Source organism: Paenibacillus sp. GCM10027630 (genome assembly GCF_042676305.1).
Lineage (GTDB): Bacteria > Bacillota > Bacilli > Paenibacillales > NBRC-103111 > Paenibacillus_S.
In genome coordinates, this window is sequence record NZ_JBHTGY010000096.1 from 140,800 (window position 1) to 161,325 (window position 20,526).

Here is a 20,526-nt window from a genome sequence, read left to right on the forward strand (position 1 = left end):
TTATTATCAATACCTTCTACGAGTCTCTTCCCAAGTCGAGAACAAAAATTCAGCCATTGACCCAGCAAGATTTACAGCAAGTTGCGCATGCCTATTTGTTGGAGCAGGTGCATTATAGCTTCTCCCATGTGCATCACTTAGTTTGTTTCGAAGAGACCCTATACCAAGAATAACTGATGTGCACCCTCCAAGCATTTGTTTAAAAATAGACTCGTGTTGGCTATCTGGGGCCAAATCTAATACGGACTGCACAGCTTTGTACAGCTGATGAATATCCGATTTATCATCATATGTTATTCCCTCATGATCCAGTATAAACTTACTAACAATTTCCAATAGAGTGCGCGCAATTGTGATTGCACCTTCCGGGTCTGTACTTCTTCTCTCTAATGCCTTGGTCCATGCTTCTTGAATATATTTTGCATTTACATTCTTGTAGAAAGCACTACCAATAATATCATCGGACGGGGAAGTATTTCTCTCCGAGGCAACCTCCGTTGAACCTTCGTTTGCTGCAATTCTACAATACGCAACAGCCATAAGTGGCGTTACATTATCCAACAAACTGTGGATTTCTTGAACACCCACTCCTTTTTTTGCCAGATTGACTCCAAAACGATGACGAAATTCGTTGCAATTAAATTTATAAACTTCCCTTTGTTCATTTTTTATTGAACGTCTTTCCGCAAACTTTTGCAAATTCCTATAAAGGTTTATTCTCAATATCGGTTTCCCTTTTGATTTTCCCTCTAGTGTTAAAAACAGCAACTTCTCTGGATTTAATTCTTCAGGAAATAATCCTTGAATTAATTGCTGGTGTCCAATAATCTCTTTAACCAAATCCTCATCATGTATTGGAATAGTGTGTATGCCTTTATCCTTTTTCTCTCTTTTAATCAAATACCCGTCATCATCTTTAACAAGCGCATCAATTTTTAATGTCAGTACTTCATTTGCTTTAAAACCAGTAGCCTCTAACAATCGAACAATTACCCGATAGTTTGCGTTAAGAGTTTCAATATTCTCAAGAACCTGCTTCCATACATAATCGCTCAAATATTTATAGTCATGAATATCCTTTGGTTTAATCTTAGGACGATCCTCTTGATAAATTAAGTTACGGATTGGTTTATGTGGGGCCTCACTCCATTCGTGCATTTGAATAAAATACAAAAAATTTTCTAATGTGCTTATATATCTCCAAATACTATCATCTGTCATCAATGTCCCTTGTTGGGAATTAAGGCCACCCAATGGTTGATTACGAATGTATCTAATATATTGTTCAATATCTTTTCGATTTAAGTGGTTTAAATGGTTCCAATCGGGATATTTAATCACTATGAATTTAAAAAATGGGGTTAACCCTAGGACATCGCGGTTAGAGGTTGTAAACGTTACAGCATCATGCTCAAGTAATCTCTGCTTCACATATCTCTTTACAATTTTTCTAAATGCGAGTTCAATTTTTTCAAATGATATGTAATATTCTGCTGTCGTTTTATTGTAGGGGATCCCAAGATTACGAGCATCCCACCTATCTTTTTCAATTTCTTCTCGAAGTTGATTTAAGTTAACTTTTTGAGAATTTTCACCAAACTCATTCATTTGTGCCATTATTTTGTTAACTTTCACATCTATACCTCGCCATTATCAAAATCATGCTATGAATTTGAGTATTAAATGACTATTTCTGTTTATGAATATATCACTAGAATATCAAACTAACATTCGCATTGGAATATACTGTATAAAATAAATGTATCTCAGCTACGATACAGCATTTATTCTTTTGCCTAACAGGTCAGTAGAGAAACTTGTACATTTGTATACTTCGCAGCGGCATTCCGGGCTGCACAGTTAAGCTCTCAACGTAGAGCTTACCGAACTACTGCCAAAAACCACGAGAGCGGAAGCAGCGGAGCAAGTTCCCCATAATCCCCTCCTAACCGTTCACGGAAATCAAGTTTGTAATTAGTCCCGCTCCTCCGCTATGCTTTACTCGAATCCGAATATGGGGGAATAAACTTAATGGAATGGGATAAATTACGGAGCCGCTTTGATAGGCTCTATGTCGCTCAAACATCTGATGCTGGTTTAATCGGGGAATCGATTGACGCTTATCAAGCTGAGTTGCTGAAGCTATATGATCGCTGGGCTGAAGTAAATACAAAAGTCTCCGTGCACGGTGATTCTGTGTGACTAGCATGTATCCAGATCAGCCGGAAGGCTCTCGACCTAAAAGAATCCAGATAAACGAAAACCACCAATAACCGAAGAAGGCTCTGTAAGGACTGTGGATAACTCATGTCATGCCACTTATCGATTAAGGAAGCCGTCACTGTTGGCATTGATCAGTTCTTACGGCAACTCCAGTTGGGGAGAACACAAGTAAAATCGGTTTCTGAATTCGAGAAAATGGTCAAGCTTGGGCTTCTTATGTATGGGGAGCCTACCGAGCGATCAGAAGTCACGACCGATATAAAAATACATGAGACGCAGTTGGAATCAATTATGAAAACGCCAGAGTTTGAGGTAATTAAAAACAGATTAGCTGAACAAATGAATAGGGAAAATGAGGAGAACTAGCGGGAAGCAATGGGAGAACGCCTGTGATGGACGTTCTCCTTTGTCCTGGCTTGGTGGAGCGTGTGTGGGGGCATGATGGAGCAGATGGAACAAAACAGACTGGATTACTGCAACGTATCGAGGACGTAAATGTAGTGTTTCTATCTACGGAGTGTTCACAAGACAAGAATCTGTTTATTCACTCTCAAAAGTTATTTCATTCAATATACTTAATGCTTTCAATAACTGAAACAATTTCAAGATATCGCTTTTATTTATCCTTTCAAAATCATATTTTCCATGAGCTATCCAGTTTCTATTTATTTGTTCAGGGTGTGTATCCCAGTAAGGTTTAAATATAATGTCGTATACATTGTATACACGACGGAAAAATAATATATTTAGTGCCAGTCTTTCCTCGTTCGATTTAATGTAACTTGTTGTCTTAGTATGCAAATCTGGCCTTCTGTTTTTTATCTTTACATCTGTTCCTAATTTGTAGTTGCTAAATGCATTGCTTAAGATATTCTCAAATATAGCCATTAATGAAAAGGCGCAATGCATATAAAATTTCTGCATATATAATTCATATGCTTCGCCAATCAATGCTCTGTGTTTCTCATACAATGGTTCTTTCTTGAAATAAATAATATATTCATTAAGATGATCCTCAACATACTTTTCAATCTCAGTAACTTTATATTCCTCATCCTCGAAGGCTTCTAGCAATTCCGGAGTAATTGCCCAACATTCTACATCATACTTACTCATAAACTCTTCGTAGTGTTGAAGTCTCAGTTTAATTGCATCCTGTATTTTTTCCCAGTCTATTGATAACGCAAATCTGCCAACTTGTTCAACTAACGGTTGAAAAGCTTGTTGAATTTCCATTACTTTCTTTACTATTGGAGCAAGAGAGTCAGCAATTTTTTGTTGAATCGTCGCTATAGTTTGAAAGGGAATTGCGAGATTGGATAAATCAGGAAAATTAAAATATTGATGCTTTTCTTTTTCATCCTTCTTATCGCCGTCTTGACCGTTTCTTTCCTGCACGAATATGCCTCCTTGCTATATTGAGTTTTTCTTATAACGTTACCCATTCCCGACGCGCAACGACAGTCATGTGTCGGGCTGGTCCCGCTTCCCTGCCAAGAACTTCTGCCGAACCGAGGGTAGGATCGAAAAGTCTGATGAAGGCAGATTATTCTCTTACATCCATTATTTTTTCTTCAAACGACTTTAGAACGTCTTCTTGCTTCATACCAAAGATATTATTCAGACAGTTTAGGGCAATAACAAGTACTAAGTAAGCTGTAAACAATGATCTATCGATGTCTTTATCACTTGGGAGGGAATTAATCCCAATTATATCTTGTGTATCTTCATCAATCTCCAAATACTTCTGTAGCATCCTTATGTCTGTATGTACTTCAGAATTTAATGTTTTATAGGCGTAAGCATAGAAAACATCCATACCTGCCTTATTTGCCCATTCATAGACCTCTACATCTTTTATCTCTTCATTTTTGATTTCTTGTTTAAGACTGTCTAACTGGTCTTTACTCAAGGTTTTTCTTAAATCTTCATATATGTTCTGTTTATCTTTTTCGAAAATTGATTTAAGCAATCTTTCTTGCTTTTTCTTGTCTGTATTAATAAAATTTGAGACCTCATTTTCATTATCTGTTATGGCCTTCAAAACAAATGTAGCTTCTAAAATAGTTCTTAGAATAACTTTTGCTTCTGTATCTAATCCAATTTTGTAAAGCATTAATATTGCTTGAAATCCATTGTGAATTCTCGAAAATAAAGAAGAACCTATTACTTGCTGACCATTATTTGAATCTATCACAAGAGCATTCTTTGTTGTGTAGGTAAACTTATTTAGATCATAAGCTACTTCAAATAATGCTTTATGCTTTTGGTAATTTTCTAGTGAAAACTCATTTATCTGCTTTCCTAAGAATCCCACCTCATCGAACATCAGTTTTACCCCCTTTTATTTAAATGCCGCTGCCTAACATCCAGGTTCAAGATATCCCCGGACAATTGGCTTTATAGGCAAATTATCGTTGATCTAGCAGATCAAGAACAGGGTGAATGTATGGCGAACTAATTTTTCTAGAAGCTCTTGCGTATCATTTTTCGCCGTCACTTATGGCACTATTCTCCGGTTAATCTATTCGCACGAAAGTCGCTCCATCAACAGCAACACCCGCATCAACTGATGCGGGTAGATCATGCGGCCGAAGGAGAGTGTCTGCTACTTGAGGTAAAAGATGTGAGCAGAGAATGTATGACTGATGTTTGAAAACATAACGCTCGGATAGTTTCAAATTATGCTTTCAAAGTATTTAGGCACCACGTAATCATAGTTAAACTCGTTATCATATATGAGAGCATTTATACAATGAACGTCTTCATCAAGAAAAGTTTGAATGTTGTAGAACAAATTTTCTTTTGCGATCATTATTATTCTGTTTAGATTTGGGTGTAATACTCCGTTTAGTAAATCCATAAATGAACTATCTTGTTGAATTAATTGTTCATCTGACCTGAAATAAGAAAATATAATCTTACTGCCAGACTCATTTGGAAAAATGTTTACACAGAAAAAGAATTCTTGTTCCACACTTATAGGAATCATCATTGTGGTACTAAATGCAATTCCTATTTTGTTTGATTGGAATTGCTTATGAGTGATGCAGTCATAAGCATGGTTCTTATAAGAGGTTAAAAACTTTAAACGTAAACGATTATATTGTTCAAGCATGTCTTCTAATTCATTTATGTTAGAATCAATATTAGATTTAAATTCTTCGGTTAATCCACCTGTTAATTTGCAGAAATCTCCGAACTCCTTTGAGTCGATATTGTTATACAATACTTTCATCCGCTTAATATCCTCGTGCCGCTTAATATACTCATCAGCAAATGACCTTAGAGTGATTAGAAATATAAATTCCTCCATGCTACAATTCTGTTTACTATTCTCAATTGGAGCAAATACACTTGTGTCGTGGTGACAACAGAACACAGGAGACTTGCCTGCACTCTTGATGTTTACAGGTTCAAATTTCGTTTTGTATGGGTCAGAAAAATTTTTACGAAACATTATTACATGTTTATTGATTGCTATTTTACTTAGGACACCATTCCTTTGAAGTAAGTGCGATCCTATAGGCTTTCTATTATCAGAACATTCTTCATCATTAAAGAAACACACACCGTTAGATTCCATTCGGCTTGAAATCATATTATGAATTTCGTTCTCAAGATTAAACGCTTCCCTATTAAATCGTTCTGGAAACTTTGTTTTTATAAATTGTTCTAGTTTAACATGTAGCTCTAAGCTATTCATTAAAATCACCTCATCTCATTTAGTTCATTTATAAATATTCTTCCTCATATTTAGCAATTCTCTGGTAATCAAACCCTAATTTTTTCGCCGTCACTTATGATACGGTTCCCCGCGCATAATCTTAAACGCGCGGTAAACCTGCTCCACCAGCACCAGCCGCATTAGCTGGTGCGGCAAAGTCATGCGCCCGAATGAGAGCTTCAGCTCGGCGCGCGCCAACACCGCGGGGGCTAAGCCTAGCGAGCCCCCGATGACAAAGGCCACGTGGCTGCGCCCGTACGTGGCCAGGCCCTCCATATGCCGCGCGAGCTCGTCGCTCGATAGCGGCTTGCCGTCAAGAGCGAGCGCCACGACGTAGGCGTCGCTCTTGATCTGCGCGAGGATGCGTTCGCCCTCGCGCTGCTTCACGAGCGCCTCCTCCGCGGCGCTCATGGATTCCGGTGCCCGCTCATCGGGCACCTCAACGATCTGCACCTTGGCATAAGGCCCAAGGCGCTTCACATATTCGGCTATCCCCTGCACGAGATACGCCTCCTTCAACTTCCCTACCCCAACAATCTGAATATGCATCGCATAGCTCCACCTTTCTTCAACCAGCACTCTATGTTCTTCCCACCCAAACAAAAAAGAAGGCCAACGTACGGCCCTCTCTGTTCTTCCTTCTACACTACCAAGAATCTTGCCCGCTCCAAGCAGCGTTCACAATGAGCCGGCGGCTCCCATGCGGAGAAACGTACTTCCTCCAAATCAACAATATCCGGTGCATCCTCGTATTCATCAACAAACTGATCAATGGCTAGCTCTAGATGATCCTTGCAAACAACATGCATAACTTGACCCCACTCCACTTTAAACTCTATTTATGATCCTTTAACCTTACAATTCTGTATTCACAAGCGCTTATCTGCGTACTCTATTTATCTACCGAGCTTGCCTATCATTTTGCAAACTTGTATCTAGCAGTCGCGCACATTCCTGATCCCTACTCATAATCTTGTTCTTTTTTAGTACTAAAAATTTTCTTCTACCGATCCTTTAACTCTGCTGTAGTTAAGGTTACCGTAGCCTTTTTGCCGCCGCGGTAATAGGTGACGACGATTTTATCGCCTATTTTCTTCTGGCTGTATATATATTTGCGGAGCTCCATCGTACTATTAACCGGCTTGCCGTCCAGCTCCACAATGACATCATTCGTTTTCAAGCCTGCTTCCTTGGCCGGCCCTGTCACATCAAGAACAATAATACCAGTTTTCACATTTGTGGGCAGCTTTAATACTTCCGTCCCCGTAAAAGATTGTAAATCTTGTGTTACGACGCCCAAATACGGCCTTTTAATTTTATGGTCAGTGATCAAGCCCTCAATAATTTGCTTTACCGAATTAATAGGAATGGCAAAACCAAGTCCTTCCACACCCATATCGGCCACCTTCAGCGTATTGATCCCTACCACTTTGCCTTCGAGATTGACCAGTGCTCCACCACTGTTTCCTTGATTGATAGCTGCATCCGTCTGGATAACCTCCATCTCCCAATCAAAATCGCCCTGCTGACCTAATGAAACGGGAATTACCCGTTTGGGCCAGCTGATGATGCCTTTGGTGACGGTTGGGGCATAGCCTAGTCCAAGCGGATTGCCCACAGCAATCGCCGTCTCACCGGCCTTCAGAGTGTCCGAATCCCCAAACTCAGCCAACACCTTAATACCTGCTCCATCGACCTCTAGAACGGCCAAATCGGTCATTTGATCACGCCCCACCAATGTAGCCTTCTTCCGCTCTCCAGTCGTTGTAACGACGTCTAGCTGGGCAAAGCCCTCCACTACATGGTTATTCGTGACGATGCGGATTTTATCCCCAACCTTCTGAAACATAACACCCGAACCCAGGCCCATGGAGCCGCCTCGCGCATTTTCCTTCTCGCCTTCCTTATGAGAGCCGATAATGCTGATTACCGTGGGTCCTACCTTTTCGGCGGCACGAACCACTGAATCGCTGCTAAGCTGCTGGGCATCAGGCTTAATACCGGGAGCGCCTGCACTTGCAGATGAGGCTGCCAATGACATACCAGCATCACCGGACCCGCCCGTGCCAAACATCACCACTAAGCCTAGCGTAACCACTGCGCCTCCCAAGGCTGGCAGCAGCCATCCGGGCAGCTGTCCTCTAATCCCTTGTCCTATCCGGCTTCCCCCAGCCGACCATTCCATTTTGCGGGATACTTTTGTGGAATAAAAATCATCATCGAACAGACTCATCGTCTCCGCTCCCTTTCCCGCCCCGCCAGGCAGAGCCCTTTGCCACTAGCAATCTCAAAAACTTTTAAAACAAACAGGAATGTTTTATCCACTAAAAGACTAGAATAAGAGTATAGAATCACTTCCGAAAGCCGAAAGGATGACCTATCATGAATCGTAACCGCATTTCCAACCATTTGGAGCAAGTAGATTTGATCGCCAAGCTGGCGGACCTGAAAAACGCCCATTACCAGAACTCACTGCTGGTGAGTGCTCTAATCGAGCTGCTGGTGGAGAAGGAAATCATCACCGCTCAAGATATCGCTTCAATGTCTGCTCAATTGGACGCTTCCTTCTCGCCTACTCCTCATCCAGCCGATCCCACTCTGTAGCACGGTCATAGTATGTATCCATAAGTTTAGCCCGATGATCATCAGCCGAGAGACGATCCTCTACCATATTATTCACGGTCAGTCTGGCCAAATCCATTAAATTATGATCACGGCTCAAATGAGCCAAATATACCCGCTTCGTCCTGGATGTCATTACATCACATAGCCCGATACCTGCCGCTTCATTCGATAAATGGCCCAAGTCACTTAGAATCCGACGTTTAATGTTCCACGGATACTTGCCCATACGGAGCATTTCAATATCATGGTTCGATTCCAGGACAAGTACATCGCTATCGCGGATTTGCTCCTTAACCTTGGAGCTCATATAACCGAGGTCGGTTGCTAAGCTCAGCTTTTGATCACCTTCATAGAAGCAATAGCCAACCGGCTCCGCAGCATCATGCGAAATTCCGTAAGATTCAACTCGCAGCTCGCCAAAATTTCGGAAGTCACCGGTATCCATCACACAGCGCTTGTCCTCAGCGATCTCTCCAATCTGCTTATCCAGCGCAGCCCACGTCTTCTCATTAGCGTAGACAGGCAGATCGTACTTCCGAGCCATCGCTCCGAGCCCTTTTATATGATCGGCATGCTCATGTGTCACCAGAATAGCATCCAGCTCCGAGGCCGACATATCCTTTTCCTTCAACAGCTGGTCTACCTTCTTGGCACTCAATCCGGCATCAATCAGCACCTTGCTCTCTGCTGTCGCCACCACCATCGCGTTCCCCGTAGACCCGCTGGCCAAAACACTAAATCGAATTCCCATCCGTATAACTCCCATCTGACCTTGGGATCTGTCCAACAAGCAATATTTACGAAAATCAGCTCGTCGGACAGCCCCTCGTAATGCAGCTTACTTTTTATTTTTCTGAGGAGGCTCTACGGCCCCGTTCAGCGCATGTACATAATAAATATCGCCATTGCCTAACGCAACCCGCCAATACGGCACCATAAACCTTGTTTGGGTATTGTAATCTTGTCCATGATACCCCAGCTTGATGCTGCTGACTACCGTTCCGCTCGGGAAATACGTTTCAATTAGGCTTCGTAAAACCGTGTAAGGCGATATTACCTTTTGCTCCTTTTGGTCTCCTTCTGATGTAACCTCGACATACTCTTGACGGTACGCTGCAACCATCCCATTTTGCTCAATGAGCTCGAGCTTCACCTCAAACATCGGAAGCGACCGATACAGCTGGTGAAACACATAGGTACCGTTCGTGCTCAGCACCGGATCATATTGATAATTTTCCATATAAGGAATAGACGCTTTTGCCGCCGCATCCTTCGTTGATCCTTTGCTCATCAGCGGACTGTATTTAAAGGGAGCATCCAACGTAATTTGCTTATCCGATTTCATCTTTTCGTCAAAGCGTACTTCAATCTCCTGCAAGCGAGGTACTTCCTTAGGCATTTCAGCTGACACTTGAATGTTTTTGCTTTTGAGCAGCCTCTGAATTTCCTCAGTAGCACTGGCTGTGTTGGCGTCAAATTCCAGAAGATCCGAGCGGGTTGTCCATAGCTGGAAGCCCAGCACTAAATTTAGCAATAAGAACGACAGAATCAAGATCGTTTTGGCTCGCCCCCAGTCCATAGGCAACCCTCCCTTCCTTCTGATCCCTTGATCCATTTATTCCAAAAACTCATACGTGCCATCTCGAAGCTCTACCGTCCATACCGGCACCAAGTCCATCGTTTGCTCCCCAATCACAGGACGATACCCCGGGAACACGGATATTACAGAGCTTTTCTTGCTATATTGATTCAGCTTGGCATCTAAAATCTCGCCGCTGCTCAAAGTCAGCTCCTTGCTGCTCAACTTCGACAGGTCGGGTATGATCATAGAGCGTTCATAGCTGGCTACAATTCCTTTTTGCATAACAATCTTGATAAAACCTATGTTATCGCTGCGCTGATTCATAATCGGAAGCGACATGTAATATTGACGGAAAACAAACGCCTGATTAGACGGAAGCAGCTTCTGAGGAACTTTATAAACACCGTATTTGCCATTCCAACCGCCATGCTGGTTCACAAACTGCACCGCTGACAGCAGGTTATCACGCAAATCCTCCTTACTGTCCACTGGAGCTATCGGATCGGTATAAGTCATCCACCGCTGGTCGTTCTTAAGCTTCAATCCCCGCTTCGTATCCGTATAAATCTCCGAGCCGTCCCGCTCAGACAGCTTTCTTGTTATCGCAGGATCTACGAAAAAGCTTCGCTTCAACTGGTCAACCGTATACTGGGTGAAGGGCATTCTAACTGTCGGGAAATCAATTGGCTTTAAAGGTAAATAATAATCATCACCTGCCAATTTATAGGGAACTATCTCTTCTTTTGGTAAAATACCTTCCAGTGAAACGAACCGTTCAATATCTTTAGCCGATATATCTGACTTTACTACTTCATACATGGTGTTGAAGGTGTCCGTAAACAGGACTGTCCGCACATCATCTTTGGACTCCTTCGTAAAAATCCAAACCCTTGTAATAACATCATTGTCCGGAGGGAGCTCTCCCTTTAACTGCATGACCCTCTGAAGCACATTAATCGGGATACCATCTCGAAAACGTACCTCGATCCCCTGCTGCTTATTACGGATCTCATCCCAATTCAAGCCTAATACCGCGGGCGTAGTTTTGCGAAAGCCTTCCAACGAGCGCTGCTTCACATTTTCTACAACCCTCTTATAGGGATCTGTAGCCGGATACAGCACCGTATGCTGCTGGTTGCCCAAATGCAGCACTACCTGGTCTGGGAATAACAGCTCCTCTAACATCGCCTGTGTTCCGATCGGCTCCGTCTTTACATACTCCTCCTGGACTAACGGGTCAAACTTGGGTGAGCTGTACGATAAATAATAGCTTTGCAGCAAGCTGAGTCCGACAAGCATCACCAGTACAACCGACTTCAGCTTCTCGATCATACCACAGCCTCCTCATTCAAAGCGTAAGGCAGCGTGAAGGTAACCCTCGTGCCTTGACCCAATTCCGATTCCAGCATAATCGTCCCGCCATGTGCCCTTACTATTTCCCGGGCAATCGACAAGCCTAAGCCTGTCCCTCCCATACTGCGCGAGCGGGCCTTATCCACTCGATAAAAACGTTCGAATATACGGCTTAAATCCTTCTTGGGAATGCCCATTCCGTTATCTTGCACCGAAATTTCGAGCAGCTGCGGCTCCAGGCGGTGAGCTCCTATCGAGATAAGCCCACTATCCGCCGTATATTTGATTGCATTGGATACCAGGTTGTCCAATACCTGATCAATCCGGTCACGGTCCAGTACAATCTCTCCTACCTCAGGCGCTACCTGAATGGCGATGTCGATGGAACGCTGCTCTAATTGGAACGAGAAGCGGTCCGCAACCTCATCCAGCATCTCCGCAACATCCGTTAGCTCCCTGCTGATCACTGCCTGCCTCGAATCCAGCCTCGACAGCTGCAGCAGGTCGGTAACGAGCCGGATCATTCGCTCCGTTTCGTTACGGGTTACGCTGACGAACTTAGCCGACAGCTGAGGATCTTCCAAAGCGCCATCCTCCAGCGCCTCCAGATAGCTCTTAATCGTCGTGAGCGGCGTCCGCAGCTCATGAGACACGTTAGCTACGAACTCGCGCCTGGACTCCTCCAGCTTCTCCTGATCGGTAACATCCTGCAATACCGCTATGGTACCGGCTGAGCCTTTACCCTTGCTGTAGATCGTCGTGAAGGTCAGCTTAACCGACAGCTGCTCCTCTTCATCATGATCAAAGCGCAGCAGCAGCGAAGGATACTCGCCTATTTCAAGCTTCCGCATCTCTTCTCGCGTTATGCCAAGCACCAAGGGAAGCGGCTTGCCGAGAGTCGTATCCTCGTTCAACTGCAGAATCTGCTTCGCCCGCCGGTTGATAACGATCACCTTTCCATCGTCATCCGTAGCAATCAGCCCGTCGTTCATATTCGACAGAATCGAAGCAAGTCTTTCCTTCTCTTCCTCGTTGAGTGACAAAGCATCCTTTAGCCGCTCCATCATAAAGTTGAATGTTTGCCCCAACTGCCCGATCTCATCGCGCCCCAGCACCGGTACCTGAGCGTTAAAGCGCCCTTCCGCTACCGCCGTGGCCTGTCGCGTAATCGCTTTGATCGGATTCGTAATGGTCGCAGACAGCATCACACCGAGCACGACTGTTAATCCTAATGCAAACAATGTTCCCGTCAACAAAAACTGATTGATCCGGTTCATCGTGTTGTACAGCTCTTCCATGGAAGCAATGATATACACCGCTCCATTAACCTTAACACCGGAACCGATCGGCTTGGCGATAATCATCTTACGCATGCCGTCAAAATCGGTAAACATTCGTTGGTTATCCTTTATCCCCTGAAGCGCCCGGTTAACCTCGGTTTGTGTATTCTTCTGCCCCACAATCGCCTGGTGGCTCACCATTGAAGTCGACAAGACAAGACCATTCGCGTCAATAACTTGAATTTCAGCGTTGCTAATTGCAAACAAATTGTTGACCACATCATTCAAATCACTATACGTTTTACGTGGCTCACCTTTATTTTCCTCACTGTTCACCGATAAATACGGCTCCACGAACTGCGCGAGAAGCTGCGCCTGCTTGTTATGCGAATCGATGAAATCCGTCTTGAAATAACTCTCCAGTGTCCGGATGAAATAAACTCCAATGAATTGCATCGCAATCAGAATCAGCAATACATAAATCGTGATCAGCTTCGACTGAATCGACTGAAAGAAACGAATCCCTTTCATGTTTTAGAAGCCCCCGGTCTTCGTGTTGCGCATCATATAACCAAGTCCTCTGCGGGTTAAAATATACTCCGGCCTGCTTGGATCATCCTCCAGCTTCTCACGAAGCCTGCGAATGGTCACATCAACCGTCCGCACATCTCCGAAATACTCGAAGCCCCACACGGCCTGCAGCAAATGCTCACGGGTCATAACCTTCCCGCTGTTCTTGGCCATGTACTGCACAAGTTCGAATTCCCGATGCGTCAAATCAAGCGGCACCTCGTCCTTATACACCATATACATGTCACTGTCGATAAATAGTCCCTGAATCCGGATACCCTGCCTGGCTGCCACTTCCGTTTCTACAGCAGGCATAGTCTGTGCCTTCGTCTGCCTGCGCAAATGGGCTTTCACCCTTGCCAGCAGCTCCCGGGTACCGAAGGGCTTGGTCACGTAATCATCAGCGCCCAGCTCAAGTCCCAGTACTTTATCGATCTCACTATCCTTAGCCGTCAGCATAATAATCGGCGTATTCAGCTTGACGCGTACTTCCCGGCACACATCCATTCCATCCTTCACCGGAAGCATCAGGTCGAGCAGAATAAGATCCGGCTCTTCTTTAAAGGCCAGCTCTACTGCCTTACCGCCATCATAAGCACAGATTACCTCATGGCCTTCCTTTTCCAAATTAAACTTTAATATATCCGCAATCGGCTGCTCATCATCGACAACCAGTATTTTCGCCATCCCTACGATCACCGCCTGTAAGTGCTTGACATGGTATAGCTGCTTGGTAGTTCTCTAGGGGCTATTTTACGTTATCGCACCTTATCAACTATCCTTCTATTTTAGCACATTCCCGATACAAAAGTCCCCCATAAGTCATATGAATCTCCACCGCGGAATCCAAATACTTTTGAGGTAATAAAATATCCCCACAAAGTGGGGTCTTGCTTCGAAGTTGATTCAGATACTTTGCGGGGAGCCCCAAAACATATAAATTCTATATATGTCAAAAGAGACATGAACGGCAGCCTACTGCATCGTTCATGTCTCTTTTCTATAGGTATATCAATAATAAATATAAGTGCTAACGATTCAAATATTTCAAAGGATTCTCCGGCGTGTCGCTTCGTTGAACCTCAAAGTGCAAATGAACTCCAGTTGAGTCTCCGGTACTTCCCATAAAACCAATCTTTTCACCCTTTTCAACAATCTTGCCCACTGTAACATCAATTTTGCTCAAATGTCCGTACAGTGTCTTGTAGCCATTTAAGTGATCAAGAATAATCATGTTTCCGTAACCGTCACCCTTGTTTCCTGCATAAACCACTTTTCCATTATCTGAGGCCATGATGTTCTTGTTCGAAGAAGTTAAATCGACACCCTTATGTAATGCGCCCCAACGATATCCGAAAGTACTGCTAATCGAAGACGATACTACCGGCCATGCAAACTTCCCTGAACCTTCGCCCTTGATAACCTTCGTTCCTTTACGGACTACCGCTTTTACCGGCTCTTGAATAATTTCCTCATTTTGAACCGTTTCTTCAATCATCAGACCGTTAATCTTGGTTACAAGAATCATTACTTTCTTCAGACCGTTCTTGCCGGCCTTCAACGTTTGATCGGTTCCGAGACGCATGCTGTCATCTTTCTGGTATTCCGTCTCATACTGAATCTCTTGCTGCTCTATTAATTTCTCTACGGTTCGAACCGCAAGCGTCGGCTGCAGAACTGTCAAATCAAGCTGCTGCCCCGCTTTGATCATATCATCTACAATCCATGGATTGTTCTGATAAATTAACTGTTTAGGAATATTAAACTTTTTGGCAATGCAGGAGACGCAATCTCCTTTTTCAACCACGTATTTGATTGGCTGCACATCACCGGTTTCCAGCTTCTTCCTCAACTCTTCCGGATTCACCATGTCTTGAGGTTGGATTGGAATATCCTTCAACTCTACCCGCTGCACGAAATCTACCTTCTGCAGTTCTACTTCCCCTATCGGCTCAGAAGGTGTTGCTGACAATACTCTTACTTTACCCGAATCCTTCTTTTTCTCGACCACGCTCGATTTGATCTGGTCCAGCATGAGACTCGCTGTAGCTTGATCCTTTAAAATACCGACAGGTTTCCCATCGATAACAAGCTCAGTGCCTACCGGTTGAGCAAAAATAGCGTTGCCTAGCTTACTCATAACTTGCTGATCGCTAGTTTCAACCATGAAAACCCTTTCATCCGTAAAGGTGACTTCAGGGGTCTTAACTACTACGTGAATATCTGAATTGCTTTCAATTAATTCCTTAGATTTGGCGGCTACAAACTGCTCGACCGAGGACTTGTCCTTCACCGTTCCAGCCTCTTGCCCATTGATTGAAACATGAACGATTTGTGCCATATTGGCTTTTACATAAACATTTCCGCTCCACACGACTGCTGTAACCACACTAAGTACGGACACCGTCTTGGCAATATTCCATTTATGTAAAATAACTGCTTTATAGGCTTTTTGCGTGGATGCTGTTAGCTGCTCTTTAGTTAGTGCTGCAGGCTTGACCCTCATCTTGGCAGTCCATTTTTGTAATTGGATTTTGGAAAGCTTCTGCTTAGACTTGTCCAGCAGCTTCTTAGCCCAACCCATTCCTTTGAAAACTGTCATGTTCTACTCCTTTTAAGTCGTTTTTTACGGGAAAAAATACATAAAAACACCTAAAAATAGGGACAATAAACATTGTGAAAAAAAGACTCCTTCACTAATTTACCACAACCTCACTATTTTTTTCAACAATATTCACGAGTGGCTGCTATAAACAGCCAATTTTCGTGGCAGGAGTGTGAAGTTAAACTATGGAGAACATAACAGCCGTCTTTAATAACTGGACAGAAATGGATCGAGCGGCCACGGTTTTGCGAGAGCAAGGTGCTATTGATATTAGGCTGACCGCAAATAGTGACACAGCAAATGAAGCGGAATCCATGATGCCTAATCTGACCAGCAGCACGCTGGAAGCCGGAGCCGGCTTCATTATGCAGGTCGTTGTAGAGTCATCACGATTCCGCCAAGCGGAGGATACCATATCGAGATTCGGGGGGAATTATTTGTAATTCGGTTATTGCTGCTTGATCATACCTAGAAGCTGGGAGTATTCTTCCGGCTTCATGTAGGTTTGCAGCAGCTGTTCAATTTCCTTAAGCTCACTGGCGGTAATACCGTCCTCCATAAGCTTCGAAATATGCTGTATTTCATTTTGTGGTAGCCTCTTAACGAGCAGATTAAAAATTTTGGTTTTATCGTTTGTCGAAAGCTGCTCCTTTTTCTTCGTAAACTCTTCGCCTGAAACCACGACTTTTTCTCCTGCTTCCAAACCATTAACCGCTGCTGCTCCACCTGAAGTGGCACTACTGCTGCTCTCTCTCTTTACAGATCCGCCGATTTCCGCACCTGTCCTACTATCCTTCTTAGCCGTATTGCCTGCTTCCGATCCAACACCTGATCCAATACCTCTTGGAGATGTGCTGCTGGCCGTCCCTCCTGTGCTGCTTCCCGCTTCCCGGTTCGATCCCTCTGTCATTGTGCTTTGATGGCCAAATACGGCTACAGCATCCTCAGGCGGCTTTCTCTGGGATGTGCTTCCTGTGCTAGGCGGCTGCTCAGAGCCCGATTTCCCGCTTTCTCCACCGCTATTCGTCATATCGGTCCCGCTCAAGCCAGTCCCGGGTTGTTCACCAAATACAGGCAGCGTCTCTGCGCCCTTTTTGCCCGAACGGCCGCTTGGGTCTACCGCCACCGCCTCATTGCCGAACAGACGAAACGCCCCCAGCTGCTTGCTGGCATGCTGCATAAATTTAGACCAATCCGGAGTCGTATTAACAGCCGATTTTAAATTATACTGCTCCAGAATCATATCCACATACGTGTTAACAACCCAAAAAGTCGACGCCACACAAATCATTGAAGTAATTATAGCGCTTATTATAAGCTTGGATAGCCATTCCATTGTTTTCATTATGTGCCTCAACTCCCATAGTTCTCATGTTTGCAGCTTCTCCCCACAGTATTGACGATTTTAGCGCAAACCAACCATTGTCTGGAAAAAGAACAGCCGGGTTTCGACACCTATTCCCTTCATGATCAACAAAAAAATAACCTCTCCAAGTCCCAACTTTCTGGCTTGTGAGAGGTTATTTGTCATTTATAAAACATTCAGCTTAACAGCAACAATTAACTGTAAATCGGATTTACAAGATTTGTTTGCTCACGGTTACGTCCTACTGAGAAGATAGCAATCGGAATGCCGGTCAGCTCAGATACACGCTCAACATAACGGCGTGCGTTTGTCGGCAGATCCTCCAGCTTGCGCACTCCTGTGATATCCTCGCTCCAGCCCGGCAGCTCCTCGTACACCGCTTCGCATTGTGCCAGCAAGTTCAAGCTCGCAGGATAATGCTCGATGATTTTGTCGCCGATTTTGTAAGCTGTGCAAATTTTCACTGTTTCCAGACCCGCTAATACGTCCAGCGAGTTCAGGGATAAACCTGTAATACCACTGACCCGACGAGCATGACGCACAACAACGCTGTCAAACCAACCTACACGACGCGGTCTGCCAGTAACAGTGCCGTACTCATGTCCCTTTTCACGAATCCAGCTTCCAGTATCGTTATGAAGCTCTGTAGGGAAAGGACCATCGCCAACACGAGTTGTGTAAGCTTTAGCTACCCCGATAACTTGACGAATTTTCGACGGGCCCACTCCGGAACCAATACACACACCACCGGCAGAAGGATTGGATGAAGTTACATAAGGATACGTACCTTGGTCGATATCCAACATAACGCCTTGAGCGCCTTCGAACAGCACTTTCTTCCCAGCATCGATCAGATCGTTAAGAATTACGGAAGTATCCGTAACATAAGGACGAATCCGGTCTGCATAACCGAGATATTCTTCAATCACAGTTTCTGCATCCAAGCCCTTGGAGCCATATACTTGCTCGATAAGTACATTTTTCTCAGCAACGACTTGACGCACCCGACGTTTGAACTCCTCAGCATCCATCAGATCAGCGATCCGGATACCGCTTCTAGCTGCTTTATCCATATAGCAAGGACCGATCCCTTTGCGGGTCGTGCCAATTTTATTGTCACCTTTGCGCTCTTCTTCCAGTCCATCCAACAGCAGATGGTAAGGCATAATAACATGAGCCCGGTCACTGATACGCAAATTCGTTGTTGTAAAACCATTATCATGAATGTATTGAATTTCTTCGAGCAGCGCACCTGGATTAATTACCATACCGTTACCGATTACGCAGACTTTATCCGTGTAAAAAATGCCCGATGGAATCATTGTTAATTTGTATTTCTTATCATCAATCAAAATGGTATGGCCGGCATTGTTACCGCCTTGATAACGCGCCACCACTTCAGCAGATTCAGCGAGAAAATCCGTTATTTTCCCTTTACCTTCATCGCCCCATTGGGTTCCGACAACCACTACCGTCGACATCTACATAACCCCCATCAGGTGAAACTCACCTATAATTAGTCAAAAGGCCTAAAGCACCATGAATAGTTTAGCAGTACCACAATGCAAAGTCAATAAAAACGAACAATACTTAGGGCCTATCTTTTAACGTTCGGAATTTGTACATGTTATGAATTCTATGTAAAAGCCCTGTTCAAGCTAGCTCTGGCACCAGAATAAGTCCTTTGTTCCGCCTAAGCGAAATAAAGGACCCGTGATTCTGTAGCAGCACCGGAATGTGGATGCCCGTTCATTCTCATCCACATTCCCTCTGTTAACCTCTTTATTAGGCTGTAATGATTCTTGCCCAGTCTGACAAGCTGTAAGTAGAAACAAGCAGATAGCTGCACTATCCTACCTCTTGATGCGTCCTGTCCAAACCAACAAACTTATTGAAATTTTTCAAGAAAGCCAGCTCCACCGTACCTACCGGTCCGTTACGCTGCTTAGCTATAATAATTTCAATTATATTTTTTTTCTCCGACTCTTTATCGTAATAGTCATCACGATACAAGAAAGCTACAATGTCCGCATCTTGCTCAATCGAACCGGATTCCCGCAAGTCGGACATCATCGGCCGTTTATCCTGCCGCTGCTCTACACCCCGGCTAAGCTGAGACAAGGCAATAACCGGAACATCCAACTCACGAGCAATTTGCTTCAAGGTACGTGAAATTTCGGATACCTCCTGCTGACGGTTATCCCCTTTGCCACGTCCGTGAATCAGCTGCAAGTAATCGATCAGAATCATCCCGAGGCCTCTCTCCTGCTTCAGCCTGCGGCATTTGGCGCGGATATCAGCCACCGTTACCGAAGGCGAATCATCGATATAGATGTTCGCCTCTGACAAGGCGCCAATTGCCATCGTCAGCTTCTCCCAATCGTCCTGCTCCAGGAAGCCTGTCCGCATACGAGTGGCGTCTACATTCGCTTCTGCGCAAATCATCCGCTGTACAAGCTGCGGGGCACCCATCTCCAGACTGAAGATGGCGACCGTTTGCTTCTCACGTACTCCAACATTTTGTGCGATGTTCAGGGCGAACGCTGTCTTACCAACAGAAGGACGCGCCGCCACAATAATCAAGTCTGACCGCTGGAAGCCAGCGGTCATTTTATCCAAATCAAGAAACCCTGATTTAATTCCTGTTGTTCCGCCTTTATTGTTATAGAGAAATTCGACCTTGTCGAATACCTCCATTAACACATCGCGGATGGCGATAAATCCAGTGTTCGAACGACGCTGCGAAATCTCAAGGATGCGCTTCTCCGCATCACCCAGCAAATCACCAATCTCGTCGGTACTCGAGTACCCTTCCGTTACGATATTCGTTGCGGCGCGAATTAACCGCCGCAGCATCGACTTCTCCTCGACGATCTGCGCATAGTAGTTGATATTCGCCGCTGTCGGCACCGCATTCGCGAGCTCCGACAAATATTTGATCCCGCCTATTTCCTCCAGCTCCTGCTTATTTTGCAGTCGCGCGGTCAGCGTGATCAAGTCAATCGGCTCATTCTCCTCCGCCAGCTCAATCATCGACTCGAAGATGCGTTGATGCGATGTGCGATAGAAGTCATCGCTTGAAATGCGTTCCATCGCGGTTACGAGTGACTCGCTGTCAAGCAAAATAGCGCCGAGCACGGCCTGCTCGGCTTCCAAATTTTGCGGAGGGATGCGATCTGTAAACATACCTTCGTT

At 44.5% G+C, this 20,526-nt stretch carries 19 protein-coding genes; 3 read left to right on the forward strand and 16 right to left on the reverse strand.

The window, feature by feature from the left end:
* Window positions 1-6: 6 nt before the first annotated feature.
* Window positions 7-1,635: an abortive infection family protein gene (locus ACFQ0C_RS36285; RefSeq protein ID WP_379374435.1), complete on the reverse strand. Its 1,629-nt coding sequence runs from the start codon at window positions 1,633-1,635 to the stop codon at window positions 7-9.
* A gap of 396 nt (window positions 1,636-2,031) precedes the next feature.
* Here ACFQ0C_RS36285 and ACFQ0C_RS36290 point away from each other — a divergent pair, with 396 nt between their 5' ends.
* Window positions 2,032-2,202, forward strand: a complete 171-nt coding sequence (locus ACFQ0C_RS36290; protein ID WP_379374437.1) for a hypothetical protein — start codon at window positions 2,032-2,034, stop codon at window positions 2,200-2,202.
* Between the two features lie 561 nt (window positions 2,203-2,763).
* Here ACFQ0C_RS36290 and ACFQ0C_RS36295 read toward each other — a convergent pair.
* From ACFQ0C_RS36295 to ACFQ0C_RS36320, 6 genes are all read right to left on the reverse strand, one after another.
* On the reverse strand, window positions 2,764-3,621 hold the full coding sequence (locus tag ACFQ0C_RS36295; protein WP_379374439.1) for a hypothetical protein: 858 nt from the start codon (window positions 3,619-3,621) through the stop codon (window positions 2,764-2,766).
* A 148-nt stretch (window positions 3,622-3,769) separates the two neighbouring features.
* Entirely contained in the window at window positions 3,770-4,552 is a 783-nt protein-coding gene (locus tag ACFQ0C_RS36300; RefSeq protein WP_379374441.1) for a DUF5677 domain-containing protein, read from the reverse strand.
* 348 nt (window positions 4,553-4,900) lie between these two features.
* Window positions 4,901-5,929: a hypothetical protein gene (locus ACFQ0C_RS36305; protein ID WP_379374443.1), complete on the reverse strand. Its 1,029-nt coding sequence runs from the start codon at window positions 5,927-5,929 to the stop codon at window positions 4,901-4,903.
* Window positions 5,930-6,019: 90 nt separating this feature from the next.
* Window positions 6,020-6,499, reverse strand: a complete 480-nt coding sequence (rlmH, locus tag ACFQ0C_RS36310) for a 23S rRNA (pseudouridine(1915)-N(3))-methyltransferase RlmH (RefSeq protein WP_379374445.1) — start codon at window positions 6,497-6,499, stop codon at window positions 6,020-6,022.
* A 92-nt stretch (window positions 6,500-6,591) separates the two neighbouring features.
* Window positions 6,592-6,759 (reverse strand): CxxH/CxxC protein, encoded by a 168-nt coding sequence (locus ACFQ0C_RS36315; protein WP_258216399.1) that lies wholly within the window; start codon window positions 6,757-6,759, stop codon window positions 6,592-6,594.
* A gap of 194 nt (window positions 6,760-6,953) precedes the next feature.
* The gene (locus ACFQ0C_RS36320; protein WP_379374447.1) at window positions 6,954-8,183 is read right to left on the reverse strand and encodes a S1C family serine protease; all 1,230 of its coding nucleotides are present in this window, start codon (window positions 8,181-8,183) and stop codon (window positions 6,954-6,956) included.
* A gap of 149 nt (window positions 8,184-8,332) precedes the next feature.
* Between ACFQ0C_RS36320 and ACFQ0C_RS36325 the strand changes: the two genes are divergently transcribed.
* Window positions 8,333-8,554: a hypothetical protein gene (locus ACFQ0C_RS36325; protein ID WP_379374449.1), complete on the forward strand. Its 222-nt coding sequence runs from the start codon at window positions 8,333-8,335 to the stop codon at window positions 8,552-8,554.
* On the opposite strand, the gene ACFQ0C_RS36330 is transcribed toward ACFQ0C_RS36325, so the two are convergent.
* From ACFQ0C_RS36330 to ACFQ0C_RS36355, 6 genes are all read right to left on the reverse strand, one after another.
* Window positions 8,523-9,326, reverse strand: coding sequence for an MBL fold metallo-hydrolase (locus tag ACFQ0C_RS36330; protein ID WP_258216402.1), 804 nt, complete (start codon window positions 9,324-9,326; stop codon window positions 8,523-8,525). The two genes, ACFQ0C_RS36325 and ACFQ0C_RS36330, sit on opposite strands and share 32 nt — an antisense overlap.
* A gap of 87 nt (window positions 9,327-9,413) precedes the next feature.
* Window positions 9,414-10,154 (reverse strand): two-component system regulatory protein YycI, encoded by a 741-nt coding sequence (gene yycI, locus ACFQ0C_RS36335; RefSeq protein WP_379374451.1) that lies wholly within the window; start codon window positions 10,152-10,154, stop codon window positions 9,414-9,416.
* Window positions 10,155-10,190: 36 nt separating this feature from the next.
* Entirely contained in the window at window positions 10,191-11,489 is a 1,299-nt protein-coding gene (locus ACFQ0C_RS36340) for a YycH family regulatory protein (protein WP_379374453.1), read from the reverse strand.
* Window positions 11,486-13,321, reverse strand: coding sequence for a cell wall metabolism sensor histidine kinase WalK (walK, locus tag ACFQ0C_RS36345; RefSeq protein WP_379374455.1), 1,836 nt, complete (start codon window positions 13,319-13,321; stop codon window positions 11,486-11,488). The genes ACFQ0C_RS36340 and walK overlap by 4 nt, the downstream gene beginning before the upstream one ends.
* Window positions 13,322-13,324: 3 nt before the next feature.
* Window positions 13,325-14,047 carry a response regulator YycF gene (yycF, locus tag ACFQ0C_RS36350; RefSeq protein WP_258216406.1) on the reverse strand — a complete coding sequence of 241 codons (723 nt, stop codon included), beginning with the start codon at window positions 14,045-14,047 and terminating at the stop codon, window positions 13,325-13,327.
* 343 nt (window positions 14,048-14,390) lie between these two features.
* Window positions 14,391-15,962 (reverse strand): peptidoglycan DD-metalloendopeptidase family protein, encoded by a 1,572-nt coding sequence (locus ACFQ0C_RS36355; RefSeq protein WP_379374459.1) that lies wholly within the window; start codon window positions 15,960-15,962, stop codon window positions 14,391-14,393.
* Window positions 15,963-16,150: 188 nt separating this feature from the next.
* Between ACFQ0C_RS36355 and ACFQ0C_RS36360 the strand changes: the two genes are divergently transcribed.
* A complete protein-coding gene (locus ACFQ0C_RS36360) occupies window positions 16,151-16,408 on the forward strand; it encodes a hypothetical protein (RefSeq protein ID WP_379374461.1) in 258 nt (85 codons plus the stop codon).
* 5 nt (window positions 16,409-16,413) lie between these two features.
* Here the strand turns inward: ACFQ0C_RS36360 and ACFQ0C_RS36365 are convergent, their stop codons facing one another.
* The 3 genes from ACFQ0C_RS36365 to dnaB all read right to left on the reverse strand — a co-directional run bounded on the left by ACFQ0C_RS36365 (window position 16,414) and on the right by dnaB (window position 20,517).
* A complete protein-coding gene (locus ACFQ0C_RS36365) occupies window positions 16,414-17,310 on the reverse strand; it encodes a hypothetical protein (protein ID WP_379374463.1) in 897 nt (298 codons plus the stop codon).
* A gap of 215 nt (window positions 17,311-17,525) precedes the next feature.
* On the reverse strand, window positions 17,526-18,812 hold the full coding sequence (locus ACFQ0C_RS36370) for an adenylosuccinate synthase (protein ID WP_379374465.1): 1,287 nt from the start codon (window positions 18,810-18,812) through the stop codon (window positions 17,526-17,528).
* Between the two features lie 367 nt (window positions 18,813-19,179).
* Window positions 19,180-20,517, reverse strand: a complete 1,338-nt coding sequence (dnaB, locus tag ACFQ0C_RS36375; RefSeq protein ID WP_171652988.1) for a replicative DNA helicase — start codon at window positions 20,515-20,517, stop codon at window positions 19,180-19,182.
* Window positions 20,518-20,526 lie beyond the last annotated feature (9 nt).

What these genes read in the sequence shown, in the direction of transcription:
- yycF (WP_258216406.1), bottom strand. Translation starts at nt 14,047, where the DNA reads ATGGCGAAAATACTGGTTGTCGATGATGAGCAGCCGATTGCGGATATA.
- ACFQ0C_RS36330 (WP_258216402.1), bottom strand. Translation starts at nt 9,326, where the DNA reads ATGGGAATTCGATTTAGTGTTTTGGCCAGCGGGTCTACGGGGAACGCG.
- ACFQ0C_RS36305 (WP_379374443.1), bottom strand. Translation starts at nt 5,929, where the DNA reads ATGAATAGCTTAGAGCTACATGTTAAACTAGAACAATTTATAAAAACA.
- ACFQ0C_RS36315 (WP_258216399.1), bottom strand. Translation starts at nt 6,759, where the DNA reads ATGCATGTTGTTTGCAAGGATCATCTAGAGCTAGCCATTGATCAGTTT.
- walK (WP_379374455.1), bottom strand. Translation starts at nt 13,321, where the DNA reads ATGAAAGGGATTCGTTTCTTTCAGTCGATTCAGTCGAAGCTGATCACG.
- ACFQ0C_RS36365 (WP_379374463.1), bottom strand. Translation starts at nt 17,310, where the DNA reads ATGAAAACAATGGAATGGCTATCCAAGCTTATAATAAGCGCTATAATT.
- dnaB (WP_171652988.1), bottom strand. Translation starts at nt 20,517, where the DNA reads ATGTTTACAGATCGCATCCCTCCGCAAAATTTGGAAGCCGAGCAGGCC.
- ACFQ0C_RS36320 (WP_379374447.1), bottom strand. Translation starts at nt 8,183, where the DNA reads ATGAGTCTGTTCGATGATGATTTTTATTCCACAAAAGTATCCCGCAAA.
- yycI (WP_379374451.1), bottom strand. Translation starts at nt 10,154, where the DNA reads ATGGACTGGGGGCGAGCCAAAACGATCTTGATTCTGTCGTTCTTATTG.
- ACFQ0C_RS36355 (WP_379374459.1), bottom strand. Translation starts at nt 15,962, where the DNA reads ATGACAGTTTTCAAAGGAATGGGTTGGGCTAAGAAGCTGCTGGACAAG.
- ACFQ0C_RS36325 (WP_379374449.1), top strand. Translation starts at nt 8,333, where the DNA reads ATGAATCGTAACCGCATTTCCAACCATTTGGAGCAAGTAGATTTGATC.
- ACFQ0C_RS36340 (WP_379374453.1), bottom strand. Translation starts at nt 11,489, where the DNA reads ATGATCGAGAAGCTGAAGTCGGTTGTACTGGTGATGCTTGTCGGACTC.
- ACFQ0C_RS36360 (WP_379374461.1), top strand. Translation starts at nt 16,151, where the DNA reads ATGGAGAACATAACAGCCGTCTTTAATAACTGGACAGAAATGGATCGA.
- ACFQ0C_RS36290 (WP_379374437.1), top strand. Translation starts at nt 2,032, where the DNA reads ATGGAATGGGATAAATTACGGAGCCGCTTTGATAGGCTCTATGTCGCT.
- rlmH (WP_379374445.1), bottom strand. Translation starts at nt 6,499, where the DNA reads ATGCATATTCAGATTGTTGGGGTAGGGAAGTTGAAGGAGGCGTATCTC.
- ACFQ0C_RS36300 (WP_379374441.1), bottom strand. Translation starts at nt 4,552, where the DNA reads ATGTTCGATGAGGTGGGATTCTTAGGAAAGCAGATAAATGAGTTTTCA.
- ACFQ0C_RS36370 (WP_379374465.1), bottom strand. Translation starts at nt 18,812, where the DNA reads ATGTCGACGGTAGTGGTTGTCGGAACCCAATGGGGCGATGAAGGTAAA.